This is a genomic window from Duncaniella muricolitica, from assembly GCF_910574735.1.
Lineage (GTDB): Bacteria > Bacteroidota > Bacteroidia > Bacteroidales > Muribaculaceae > Duncaniella > Duncaniella muricolitica.
In genome coordinates this window covers 38,909-50,714 of sequence record NZ_CAJTCF010000023.1, presented here as the reverse complement: position 1 = coordinate 50,714, position 11,806 = coordinate 38,909, and the positions used below count along the sequence as shown (strand labels likewise).

Below are 11,806 nucleotides of genomic sequence, written 5' to 3'. Positions count from 1 at the left end.
GACCTGAGCGGAATTGACCCGAACAAGACTTTAAATGCTAAACTTGTCAAAGAACTCCTTGGCTTGGCGGTAGATGCCGCTTAGCCTATGAATAATTTTTTAACGAACTATTGTATAAACATGAATATTAGAATATAACCACAAGAGATTAACTTACGGATAGAATTCATAAACCTAATGAACTATAGATATGATAAAATCGGCAATATCCTGTAAAACTTCGGGAGAGATTGTTTCCTCAATTGTACCGTATTCCTGTACGGCTCCGGTTTGGGAATGTTGGAAAAGATGGTTCAGTTCCGGGTAGAGTTTTATTTGAGCCTTTGGTGCGAGTCGTTGCATTTGCGGCATATTTAGTTTCGGTTTTACTTGTATATCCCTTTCACCATAAAGCACAAATACAGGGCAACGGGTAGTTAAAATGCTCTCAGCCGGAGAGAAACCGATATAGAAATTCAGCCACGGATTGGTATCGGATGCAATCTTTTTAAGATTGGACATCAACGCAGTATGGATGGGTGTATTACTCCAATTTTTGCATATTGCGTCAATACTATCAATAGCTATCTCATCATCTTGTGTTATTTTCAAGTCATAGATGTTGTGCAAGGCTTCTACATAGTCCGATACTATATTGTCAGGCATATTGCCTTGTTTGAGTAAAGTCGCACTCTGGTCTATCAGAATGGTATCACCACGAACTGCCTGCGCTCCGATTGCGACAATAAAGTCCGGTTTACCCGGATCAATTACGCATAAATTATCTTGTGTTTTTATCTCAGGTTCAGCCCCCAACATAAAAGCGGCAGTTGCCCCCTCGCTATGCCCTAATAATCCCACGTTATTGAAGTTCTCCACCATTCGTACATATTCTAATACACATCGGGCATCCCGCACAAAATCTTCGGTCGTGGCAGTTGTTCCGTCACCTGTTGATTTCCCATGTCCCCGATCATCATACCGAAAAGATGCAATGCCATTTCTTGCAAGATAATCGGCTATCACAGCAAAGGGTTTGTGTCCAAAAATTTCCTCATCCCGGTTTTGAAGCCCGCTACCTGTTATCATTACAACGACGGGAGTTGCAGTGTTATAATCTTTTGGGAGAGTGAGAGTCCCTGAAAGGATTACATCGTCCGATGGATTATTGATGTTGATTTCTTTGGTCGTATATGGATACGGAGGTAGCGGAGTCTGTGGCCGTTTTAATTCAACAGTTCCCGGAGATAATTCAATATTCGCTTTCATCGCCCCTTGACTGCAAATACCTGTTATAATCCCATTTTGTTGTCGTCCGGCAAAAGATAATCCAATTTGTCGGAATGATATATTAACCGAATCGGCAGAAATGAAATTCACATCTCCTGCTATTCCATAAGCACCTTGATCCGGAGAATCGAGAGTTACCAACTGTATTCCGTCCTCTTCGGTTTTGAAATTGAATACTAATTTCAGTGACAACTGTGGAGTGATTCTTAATGTCCCGCTCCATGCCCCTGATATATTCTTCGATGCCATAACACTGATTACAGAAAAAATGGCTATAAATACCATCATTAGAAACTTCTTGCTCATACCTGATCTGTTGTTTTAGTTAGTTCCATCAAGGTATGGCCATCTGCATCTTTAAGAAATAGAATCGTATCATTCTTTATCTCAAAGGTCTTTATAGCAGGAAGAATGTGCTTCATACTTTCTTCCATAAGCATATCCTCACAAGCCATTTCGGTGGATGTTATTTCCGGAAATATCAACTTGTCCCCTTTGAGAATATATTGACCGGACACCAAATTGCACCCCGTATTACAGAATACATTTCCTTGATTATCAAATTCAAGTGAATAATCACTTCCATCGGCTACGGTGGAAAGGGCGAATGGCGTGGAAGTTGCGATACATTTATACTCCACGATTCGCCATTTACCGGATAGCCCCACACTTGTATTCTTGTCACAAGAAAGCAACAATAGACCTATAAATAAAATGGTCCAGTTGGGTAATTTCATTTTCTATTTCGTTTTATTGTTTGACATCCTCTTCTGCTCATTTCTTCTGCATATGCAATCTCGCCATGTTCCCTTATATAGCTAATACAAGACGGACGGTCAGAATTGAAGATGAACGCGAACACTTTGCTTATAAAGTTGGAATAGGTTTTACACTCTCTTACGTCACGCTTACATTTGGCACAGGTATGATAGCCTCTGCTTATGCAACATTGACGGATTTTACACCACGATGCTTTTTCGTTCTTCTCACATCCGGGACATCTCCCTGACAAGAATTTGCGACACGATCCACAAAACAGCTCGCAAGCTGCGACGCTATCAAAATCTGCTATTACCTGATTCATACAAATCACAACGCTCTAAAATGCTCGATTGCCGTTATAATCAACCCTAAAGACGCTCTGAAATGCTTGATTGCCGCTATAATCAACCCTAAAATGACCGCATTGACAAGCACAATCGGAACAGCTTTCTTTTCGTTCTTAGCAATCATAATCACCATAGGCATAGTCATTAGAACTGATACAATCGGACCGGCTAAAAAGTCGTTGACATTCAACTGAGGAAGTGTAGTGTTGAAGATAATGAAAGTTACCACCACATACTGCACAAAAGCAGACCAACAGTTTGCCTTATCCATTTTTTTGAGAAACATAGGGAGGGCATTGACGGCTCCGATAACGACTCCGATAAGTATTGTAAATACTAATTCCATTGTTTTTTTAGTTTTATGATACAGGAGATGCCGTACTGAAAAATACGGCATACTCCAAGCATCAGATAAGATAATTGTCCTATTGGTATTCTGTTTTGCTATTATTCGCCGTTTGACGACCAATATTCATTGCAGATGTAATAATTAAATTCCAATGTATAGCTTGATTCTGCTGGCAGACCGTTATTGAGTCCGGGATGGAATTGCGGAAGCATAAATGCCACACGAAGGGCTTCGCCATCAAGTGTCTTTCCTGAACTTTTCACTATTTTGGCATCTTTTACCACTCCGTCCTTAGCAATGGTGAGTTGCACGACTGCATCCATATTAAGAACACCGTCTTTATAGGCGGTTTCAGGGAATTTTATGTTCTTGTTGATGAAAGCTCTCAATTTGTCCTTGCCGCCGGGGAAGTTGGGAGCGGTTTCAGTCTTGATGAATGGCACGGCATTGTCCGCATCCGCTTTCTCCGTCACCACCATATCGGAATTTCTTTCTGTCACGCGAATGGTGGAATCGGATTTTTCGCTAATTTTGTAGCGCAGATCCTCCACCGGCGTAGCGGCAGATACCTCGTTGATTACTGCTGACACTGCAGGGGTGGCCAGACCGATTAATGCGAGTGCCATCGCAGGCACCATGACAAAGGCACGCACACGGGCTGTGCCTGTCTGTTTGCTTGATAACATCATAGTTATACGTTTTTTAAGTGAACTGTGATTGAGACAGTTGGAAAGAGTTGCGAACCTTGCTCCAACTGTCTTTTTTATTAGAAACATCTGATACTCCTCTCGTTTTACGCCCGATGCAAGCACACGGCTGTCGGCTTCATACTCATGGAGGGTATGAAGCTCATTGCGCAGAAGCCATATAGCTGGACAATACCAAGTGATAATAATCGCTGCCTGCATAAAAAGCAAGTCAATCCAATGGCGACATTCTATATGCGCTTTTTCATGGCGTACTATCATCTGCCCATACTCATACCAGTCACGTCTGGGCATCATCATATACCCGCACCATGCAAACGGAGCAACACTGTTGTGGCGATGAAGGATTATGTGACTGCCATCTTGTTTTATATGTTCTCCTTTAATAATGAAGAGTGCCAACCGTACCAGTGAAACGAGAAAATAAAGAGTCATGACAATAACCCCGATAAGGTAAAGTGTGACTATATAATCCCATATCGGAGTGATTTCCTCTGATATCGAATTGGCAATATAGGTAACTTCGACCGGATTAAAAGCGATTTCAATATTATCCTCCATAATATCCGTTATCCAAAAAGTATTAAGTATGAAGATTGGAGAAACGAAAGCAAGCGTTATACAGAACAACAACAATATCCTATTGAACCGGAAACATCTGGTATTGGCAAGAACACATTTGTACACCACCCAGACTACAATCAGGAGAGTGCTTGCCAATAATGAATATGCTAAAAATATGCCTGCCATTGTTATTCCTTTCCTCTGTTAGATATTTGTGATATTATTTCCTTAGCCTCTTCATCGCTATATTCCTCGCTGTTAATCAGGAAGTTCACAACATTCTGAATGGAATTGTTGAAATACCGCCTAATGACACTCTTCAGATTTTGTCCACAATAATCCTCTCGCTCTATTATGGGGAAATATATGAAGCTTGTGCTTTCAACTTTATGATTGAGATAGCCTTTCTGTTCGAGAAGTTTCACGAATGTGGCTACCGTAGTCCGGCTTGGACGCGGCTCATTGTGAAGGGCAACGACATCCCGAACCGAGAGTGCCCCGCTTTCCCAAAAGAAGTTCATTACTTCTTCTTCTCTTTCTGTTAATTGCTTCATATCTTCCATTTATATTTAGTCTAATTAAATTAGACGATTTAGTAATGCAAAAATAGTCTAATTATTTTAGACGACAAAATAATACTATTAGAAAAAACTGAAATTTTTCAATAGTGTGGATAACCGAATAGCCGATTGATATCGAAAGTTCCTGCGCCAATCAATATAATCCTGGCAGTAGTTGCATACACATCCTTAGAATGTCCCTAATTCTATGTGTGGATAGCTTGGATTGATTTTTCATACTTTTATATCTTTATTCAGGTTTAAAAGTAAAGCCAACATATTTGATTTCAGATTATTTACAATCACAGAAGATATTATTTTGCGGTCAAAACTAAATCCAATTTGCATAGTGTCACTTAATGTGGCAACTCCAAGAACAATATAACTGCCCGGAGCTTTTGGCGCAAAGAATATCAAATCACGAATGCTATAAGAACCAATGTGAGTATCAAAGTTCAATCGTCCCAGATTAGATATCGCCGTAGATGAAGGATTACCAATCGAAAACATTGAAGCAACTTTTTTTGCAGTTTTATCATCACACTCCCCATAAGAGGCAAAATACATCGCATCAATTAGTAAAGGATTCATTGATGCGTAGGCATTTAGTATAAGCCATTGCGCTCTGGTTGAATCCATTTTAGATTTTATTTTCTTCTTTATAAGAATAGCATTTTGCCAAAAGTCTTTTTTAGGATCATACTTATATGCAATTGTAATGGCCGAAGCAAAATTGCCTAAGCTGCTGTCTGCTGAAAACGAAAGTTGTCTCCGTATATCTATCGGAATCCCGACTACCATTTTTTTGTTATTGATGAATGTTTCTTGCATAGCTCCAATAAATGCCGTAACAATTGCATCATTTATTGTTATGCCGTGTATTTTACAAGCATTGTACAAAGCGTTCATATCAACTTTGTTTATGGTTGAGTACGACAAAGCAATATCTGTTAACTGATGGTACTTATTGAATATCTCCCGGTATTCCGCTTCTCCAAAACGTTGCTGCTTACCTTTAGACCACTTTGAATTTAGTGAACGCAGAAGCAATTTTACAGGAAAAGAAAGTTTAGCTTTTTGTGGAAAATCACTTTGTTTTGAGATGAGCTGTTGTTCTTTTAAGGGCAAATTATTTCCAGCATAAACAAACACTACATCCCTCAATAATCTTGCAATAGCGTTACCGTCACCTAATAGATGATGACATACAGCCAGAATATCAAAACCAATCTCAGTGTAGAATACAAAAAAACGTATGAGTGGACCTGTTTCGCAATTAAAAGGCTTTTTATTCTCGGACTCGGCAATTTCCAGCCATTGATTTGAATGTTCACTTTTAATAAAATGCAATTCGAGCTGATGAACAGTGTTTTCCTGATAAAATGCCTCTCCCTCATTATTCATGCAAATGGATGAATAAAGTAGCGGGTGAACACTTCTTAATTTAAGCAATGTTTTTTTTAAACGTAATTCATCCAAGTGGCCGTCAACGCTTAGTTTCATCAGAACCGTAAGTGACGGATTCCGTAGAAGGTGGCGTTCCGTAAATATTCGAATATTAGTTTCCATGCTCTTTATGTTGATAAAGACAGCAAAGGTAGAGAGTTGGAAATTATCAATTCTTGACATAGGTCAATCCTATGGATTTTTATCTAACTTTTTTCTTATTCTGCTTAGCGTTTCGGGAGAAATGCCCAAAGTGGATGCGATATGTTTTAAGGAAATCTCTTTTTCAATGTCGGGAAAATCTTTTAATAATTCAATGTATCTTTCCTCAGCGGTATCGAAATACAGTGCTAAAGCAATATTACGCCAGCCGAACATAGAACGCTCCGCAATGGTCGCCCTTAACTTTTGCGTATCTATATTCGTGTCGAATAATTCCATCATCTGTTCGTAACTAAACAATGTAATCTCATAATCCTCCATTGCTTGAATACAAAGTTCGGCATTTGTTCTTTTCAAGAACGAATGATAATCTCCGATAAACGGAAAAGATTTATTGAACCAAAGGGTACGTTCATTACCATCTTTGTCTATTTTGTAATATCTGAATTTCCCGGAATCTACATATCCCATGTATCTGACTGGACAGCCCTGCATCTGAAAATGTTCACCTTTCTTGATTTGGATGTTTTTCAGACGCTTGGTGTATTCGAGCACATCTGCATTGTTTATATTCAAACTACATAGAAGATTAATTAATCCGTTCATATACTTTTTCTTTTCTGATTATTTCTATAATTCAAAATGTAACACTTCTACTTTTCCATTTGTAGGGAGTGTAAGAAATGCCTTAGGGGTATGACCAGAAAGCCTTTTTACCTCTCTATATAAATGAGAAGCATCATAATATCCCGCTTGGACAGCAACAAACAAAAGATTATCGAATGAAATATTAGGTTTCAAAAGATGTACAGCATTCCAAAACTGAACAATTCGACTATATTCTTTTGGGGAATAACCTGTATGAAACTTAAACTTGCGCTCAAATTGTCTTTGGCATAAGCATACTTCTGTTACCAATTCCTTAATCGAAACAATTCCTTTCTGTCTGCGGATCAAGGAAACAACATGAGATATTTGCTTTTCTGCGTCCATGCTGTTTTTGTACAATTGCCTAACCAATTCATGTTCAATATAACCAATCGGATTTTGAATTTCAGAGAGTTGATATGTGAAAGATTGACTAAAAAGAGCAGGAAACTCGTGACTGTCTAATCCTTGATTCATAAATTTGGAAAGTGGAATTTTTATAAATCGAGAAAGTCCACACGGTTGAAAACGTACCCCTATAATATGAATGAGTTTTTTTTGAGTGACCAATTCCGTAAATGTATTCATTGGACCGAAAAAATAGGAATGATAAGGTTTCATTATCAGTCCACTACTGACGCAGTCTGCGGCATTCCCCACGTTGAAAACAAAGTCGGAACAACCATGAGGTGGAATGTTGAATTTCATTCCACCTCTTGTTTCTCCCTTATATTCCCAATAGCGATCTATGAAAGGAGCTAATAAACTACATGGCGAATATTCTTTATACATATTACAAATGTCGGTATAAACTATGATTCTAAGGAATATTGGTGATTATTTTTTTGCCTTGACTGTTAATTCCTGTAAACCAATGATGAATATGATAGATAGAAAGTATAAACACACTCAAAAAGTAAATATGTTCCGATGTCCACAATAGTGGAACACTTGAACTAAAATGACTAATTATTCCCACATACGCTATGTATATAGATAAAGACACGAATGCTATCAATAGAGATGCCGCAGCATGGCCTACTCCAGAGACTGTGCTAAAAAACACGAATGTAGGTACAGCTATCAAGTAAGAAGTGAGCATAACCTTTAATGTAGGTATAGCATCAAACACCAATGCAGTATTGTCACTATAAATCCGTAAAATAGATTCAGGGAAAAGAGCGAACAACACTATTATTGGCAAAATAATCATGTAACATGAAAGCATTACTTTTTTGCATACATATAGGAAAGGGGTGCTTTTCTCTTTTCCTATGAGATTTCCAACTAATGAACTGACAACAGATGCAGATGCTTGTACGAAAAGAAAAAGGAAGGACGAAATGTTTCTTACAACATTAGTAATCGCCAGTGACCTTTCCCCGAAATGCTCTATTGTGATAAAAAAAACGAACCAACTGCCAAATACTAACCCATTTTGCAGCATCATCAAAACAGAAACAGAGAGTATCTTTTTTAATACTCTACAATCTATGGCAAATCGCCATTTGATTCCATATTTGCACGTGCTTGCATTCTTTTGGGTATATATAATGAAATAAATTGCTGCGACAGCTTCGGAAATGACAGATGCAATGGCTGCTCCGGAAATTCCTAATGCTGGAAAGCCTAATGCTCCAAATATTAAAATATAATTTAGAATAACATTGACTGCTACCATCGTTATGGAATTGAGCATTAGTGCAGATGTGTGTATTATTCCGATATAAAATGCTCTAAACATGATAATTGTAAAAGAAAACAAGAAACCATAGATTCTCCAGTCAAGATATAGCATAACTGTTTGGAATACGGATTCAGAATCTATAATCAACTTTAATATAATAGGCGAAATTATAGAAGTAATCAATATTATTGTCATCGCTATTATTAACAAAAATAGTGTTCCTTGGGAAAGAATTTTTCCTGCTTCCTTATACTGTCTGTTTCCATTATATTGAGCTATCAAGATTTGAGCTCCGATGCTGAACCCAAATCCAATCATGTATATAATCAAGTAATAAGTGCTGGCGATAGCTGATGCCGCCAATTCGGTTTCTCCAACCCTTCCTAAATAAGCTGTATCAGTAAAACCTATCAAGTATTCCATTAATAAACTAACCAATACAGGCAGGCTGGTTTTATAAATTGATATATAGGAAATATTCATACTAATTTCATTTATCCGGCAAAGTTACTCCACTTGACTCGTATTAAATTGTACAAAAACGACATTGTCGCTTTTTACATGACATCTAAGAAGCAAATACGATAAACTACCTCTTCAATCATTTGAATGAAAACAAGAGCGTTGAAGATGAAATTTATAAGGATACTTTTTGTTTATGGGCAAATTCTCTATTTATCCCAATAATTCCACTTTAAAAATACAGCATCTTTCAATAGTTGGGATAACCCAATGGCTATCCCAACCAAAATGACCCGATTTACAATGATTTACTTGTCACCGTAAAGTCCGATGCGGTTGCCGACAGGATCTGCGATGATGGCGAAAGAACCCCAGCCATCCACCTGAATCTTGGTCTTGGGAGTGACGAGTGTTGCGCCGTTGTCAATCGCCGTTTTCACATCGGCATCTAAGTCTCTTGCTTTGAGATATACTAGCACGCCTCCTTCAGAGGGAGCAAAACCGGAGAACGAGGGAGCGGAAGAGATTGAACACACGCTCTTTCCGTCTTTCATTAGACACGCCATTCTCTCGTCGCCGAACTGCGACACCTCCAGTTCCTCTCCGAAGAGTGCCTGATAAAATGCCACCGACTTGTCGAAGTCATTGGTGGGAATTTCAAAAAATGCAATCATACTTATTGTTATTTTGATTAGTACGCTGCAAAGTTACAGCGACACGACAGCCTATGATAGTAAAAACCGGACATTCCATTCCTTGGGTACATTTTAATGCCCTTTATCGTCTGAATTATAACTTTTCTGCAACTTGTCACTAAAAGATTCTCTGAATGCAATCCGTAATCCGTTCAGGAAAGACTCGTTGATGTATATTGATGAAGTCGGACATTTGTCAGCGCATAACCGGCATTGGATACAGTTTAGTTCATCCATTGGCAATACTTTATCCGTTTTTGTGAAGATGTGCATCGGGCATACTTTGACACATTTTCCACAATTCACGCATGAGGAGGCATTGAGAAACACTACCTTGTCACCGAAAACCAAATCTGCCCCATTATGGCGTATCGGGATGCCGTCCGAATACCCGATAACCAGATTTCTGTGAACGGAAGCCAATGGGTGCAGTTTCCGGTGGAGTCCTTTTGCAAACAGCCGTGCCTTGAACATATCCAGCTCATTCGGTCTGGCTTTATTGTAACCATTCATCAGCACCCAAGGGCCTGTACGGTCAAAACCACGGCAAGAAAACTCACCGGCTATAATTCCGCCTTTTCTTTCGATGATTTTCTTCAGGGGTTTATGATATGCCCCCAAGAATGGACGGCAGCGGGTGGAAAATATGAAAACATTTTTCCCATCAATATTCTGCTCTGAAACAAATCTTTGAAGCCGGATATCGTGGGCTGCAAAATTTATTGCAGAGCCAAAGCCAATTAAATCGTAGCCTGACAGGTCTATTGTCGGGGTGTTGTCCACTGATACCAGTTCGGCGGACAGTGCGTCAGCCATGCTTTGTGCGATCTTCAGCGTATTGCCTTTGTATGATGAGCGATATAATATTATTGTTCTCATCTTGAAATTGATATTTTTGTTTCGGGTGTTCCGGGGCCACCGTTCACACCTTTGTAGCCCACGAACATCAAGGTAGCCGTGTCAAAATAATAGTCACAACTCCAGAATGCCGACATAAAACCGGTCAGACTGACTTCTATTTTGACGGTGTGCCCACCGTCAAATCTTTCAATACCCTTCTTGACAGCCGACATGGTGTAGAGTTTGATATTGTCAGGGCGAAAACACTCGTATTCCAACGACTTGCCGTTTTTCAAGGTCAGCCCCGCATTGTAGGCAATATTCTGATACCACGGTTTGCCTTTGCTTTTAACTGTCTTCGAGATTGGTTTGCCGTTGAACTTGCCGGATATAGAATATTTGCCGTTTTTTAAGCTGACAGTCAAGCTGGTATTTGAAACAGGGTTGATTATTTTCCAACTTTCGGTCTTATACCCATTGTCCAAAATATACTCATGCCTTTCGTTGCCTTGAATTGTATTCAGATATATCTTCCCGTCTTTGTGTTCCTCCGACCACTTGACAGACGTTTTCGTCTTGCCGCAAGTGGAAATGTAATTCCTTTCCTGCGCCATAACAAAGACTGCAAGAAACAGCGTCAGTGCTATTACGATGATATGTTTCATAGTTTGCTGTCGTCAAAGATGAAATCAACATACTTGGAAATCATTGCTTCCATTCTGCTCCACGCTTCCGGCTTGCTGAAATCTATGCCGTTCAGTTTGGGGTACTGTCTTGTGAAAAGTACAATGTAATTGATTGCGGATATGATTATGGCAACGGACATATCGTTGTCGTTACCTATATCCAGACTTTTGTTTAATTCTTCCTGCAATTTGTAGCCTATGCGCTCCCTTTCTTCGAGGATTCCCTTGAACGATGAATGACCGGATAATTCCCATACCAGAAGTTGCTGCATGAGAACATTGTCCTTCAGATAATGAAGTTGCCGGAAAAGCACATCTTTGACAATCTGCCTTATATCCTTCTTCTCGGACTGTTTGATGGTATCTATAAACTCCGAATAGGCAAATGAATAATAGTCGTGCCGTTTTGCCCATTCGACGAGCAGACCATCCAAGCCGCCAAAATAGCGATAAATCAAAACTTTATCGCATCCGGCTTGACTGGCGATGCGGTTTACCCCAATTTTGGTAAATCCGTCATTCTCTATGATATGGCTCACTGCATCAAGCAGCCTTTTCTCTGTTTCTTTCAATTCCATTTTGGTTAATGTCACTAAGTGGTGACAAAATTATAAAAATAATC

Annotated in this window: 14 protein-coding genes; all 14 read right to left on the bottom strand. The window is 39.2% G+C overall.

Translation table 11 applies throughout. The annotated features are described in order from the left end of the window. Positions 1-174 precede the first annotated feature (174 nt). A complete protein-coding gene (locus QGT73_RS06885; RefSeq protein ID WP_010801774.1) occupies positions 175-1,575 on the bottom strand; it encodes an alpha/beta hydrolase in 1,401 nt (466 codons plus the stop codon). Further along, positions 1,572-2,006, bottom strand: a complete 435-nt coding sequence (locus QGT73_RS06880) for an META domain-containing protein (protein ID WP_010801773.1) — start codon at positions 2,004-2,006, stop codon at positions 1,572-1,574. Before QGT73_RS06880 ends, QGT73_RS06885 begins: the two co-directional genes overlap by 4 nt. After that, on the bottom strand, positions 2,003-2,353 hold the full coding sequence (locus QGT73_RS06875) for a DUF3795 domain-containing protein (protein WP_080650778.1): 351 nt from the start codon (positions 2,351-2,353) through the stop codon (positions 2,003-2,005). Before QGT73_RS06875 ends, QGT73_RS06880 begins: the two co-directional genes overlap by 4 nt. Positions 2,354-2,358: 5 nt before the next feature. Then, positions 2,359-2,724: a hypothetical protein gene (locus tag QGT73_RS06870; protein WP_010801772.1), complete on the bottom strand. Its 366-nt coding sequence runs from the start codon at positions 2,722-2,724 to the stop codon at positions 2,359-2,361. Between the two features lie 101 nt (positions 2,725-2,825). Beyond that, positions 2,826-4,184 carry a M56 family metallopeptidase gene (locus QGT73_RS06865; RefSeq protein WP_180334983.1) on the bottom strand — a complete coding sequence of 453 codons (1,359 nt, stop codon included), beginning with the start codon at positions 4,182-4,184 and terminating at the stop codon, positions 2,826-2,828. Between the two features lie 2 nt (positions 4,185-4,186). Beyond that, complete coding sequence (locus tag QGT73_RS06860; protein ID WP_010801769.1) at positions 4,187-4,552, bottom strand: BlaI/MecI/CopY family transcriptional regulator; 366 nt, start codon at positions 4,550-4,552, stop codon at positions 4,187-4,189. A 240-nt stretch (positions 4,553-4,792) separates the two neighbouring features. Continuing rightward, positions 4,793-6,127, bottom strand: a complete 1,335-nt coding sequence (locus tag QGT73_RS06855) for a condensation domain-containing protein (protein WP_228099966.1) — start codon at positions 6,125-6,127, stop codon at positions 4,793-4,795. A gap of 69 nt (positions 6,128-6,196) precedes the next feature. After that, complete coding sequence (locus QGT73_RS06850; protein WP_010801767.1) at positions 6,197-6,772, bottom strand: Crp/Fnr family transcriptional regulator; 576 nt, start codon at positions 6,770-6,772, stop codon at positions 6,197-6,199. 24 nt (positions 6,773-6,796) lie between these two features. Continuing rightward, a complete protein-coding gene (locus tag QGT73_RS06845; RefSeq protein WP_010801766.1) occupies positions 6,797-7,606 on the bottom strand; it encodes a helix-turn-helix domain-containing protein in 810 nt (269 codons plus the stop codon). A 28-nt stretch (positions 7,607-7,634) separates the two neighbouring features. After that, positions 7,635-8,984, bottom strand: coding sequence for an MATE family efflux transporter (locus QGT73_RS06840; RefSeq protein ID WP_010801765.1), 1,350 nt, complete (start codon positions 8,982-8,984; stop codon positions 7,635-7,637). Between the two features lie 287 nt (positions 8,985-9,271). Next, positions 9,272-9,637 (bottom strand): VOC family protein, encoded by a 366-nt coding sequence (locus QGT73_RS06835; protein ID WP_010801764.1) that lies wholly within the window; start codon positions 9,635-9,637, stop codon positions 9,272-9,274. Between the two features lie 93 nt (positions 9,638-9,730). After that, complete coding sequence (locus tag QGT73_RS06830) at positions 9,731-10,537, bottom strand: 4Fe-4S binding protein (protein ID WP_010801762.1); 807 nt, start codon at positions 10,535-10,537, stop codon at positions 9,731-9,733. Further along, positions 10,534-11,163 (bottom strand): hypothetical protein, encoded by a 630-nt coding sequence (locus QGT73_RS06825; RefSeq protein ID WP_010801761.1) that lies wholly within the window; start codon positions 11,161-11,163, stop codon positions 10,534-10,536. Before QGT73_RS06825 ends, QGT73_RS06830 begins: the two co-directional genes overlap by 4 nt. Further along, positions 11,160-11,762 carry a TetR/AcrR family transcriptional regulator gene (locus QGT73_RS06820; protein WP_010801760.1) on the bottom strand — a complete coding sequence of 201 codons (603 nt, stop codon included), beginning with the start codon at positions 11,760-11,762 and terminating at the stop codon, positions 11,160-11,162. Before QGT73_RS06820 ends, QGT73_RS06825 begins: the two co-directional genes overlap by 4 nt. Positions 11,763-11,806: the final 44 nt, after the last annotated feature.

Coding starts and splice junctions, on each gene's coding strand:
- QGT73_RS06885 (WP_010801774.1), bottom strand. CDS start 1,575: ATGAGCAAGAAGTTTCTAATGATGGTATTTATAGCCATTTTTTCTGTA.
- QGT73_RS06880 (WP_010801773.1), bottom strand. CDS start 2,006: ATGAAATTACCCAACTGGACCATTTTATTTATAGGTCTATTGTTGCTT.
- QGT73_RS06875 (WP_080650778.1), bottom strand. CDS start 2,353: ATGAATCAGGTAATAGCAGATTTTGATAGCGTCGCAGCTTGCGAGCTG.
- QGT73_RS06870 (WP_010801772.1), bottom strand. CDS start 2,724: ATGGAATTAGTATTTACAATACTTATCGGAGTCGTTATCGGAGCCGTC.
- QGT73_RS06865 (WP_180334983.1), bottom strand. CDS start 4,184: ATGGCAGGCATATTTTTAGCATATTCATTATTGGCAAGCACTCTCCTG.
- QGT73_RS06860 (WP_010801769.1), bottom strand. CDS start 4,552: ATGAAGCAATTAACAGAAAGAGAAGAAGAAGTAATGAACTTCTTTTGG.
- QGT73_RS06855 (WP_228099966.1), bottom strand. CDS start 6,127: ATGGAAACTAATATTCGAATATTTACGGAACGCCACCTTCTACGGAAT.
- QGT73_RS06850 (WP_010801767.1), bottom strand. CDS start 6,772: ATGAACGGATTAATTAATCTTCTATGTAGTTTGAATATAAACAATGCA.
- QGT73_RS06845 (WP_010801766.1), bottom strand. CDS start 7,606: ATGTATAAAGAATATTCGCCATGTAGTTTATTAGCTCCTTTCATAGAT.
- QGT73_RS06840 (WP_010801765.1), bottom strand. CDS start 8,984: ATGAATATTTCCTATATATCAATTTATAAAACCAGCCTGCCTGTATTG.
- QGT73_RS06835 (WP_010801764.1), bottom strand. CDS start 9,637: ATGATTGCATTTTTTGAAATTCCCACCAATGACTTCGACAAGTCGGTG.
- QGT73_RS06830 (WP_010801762.1), bottom strand. CDS start 10,537: ATGAGAACAATAATATTATATCGCTCATCATACAAAGGCAATACGCTG.
- QGT73_RS06825 (WP_010801761.1), bottom strand. CDS start 11,163: ATGAAACATATCATCGTAATAGCACTGACGCTGTTTCTTGCAGTCTTT.
- QGT73_RS06820 (WP_010801760.1), bottom strand. CDS start 11,762: ATGGAATTGAAAGAAACAGAGAAAAGGCTGCTTGATGCAGTGAGCCAT.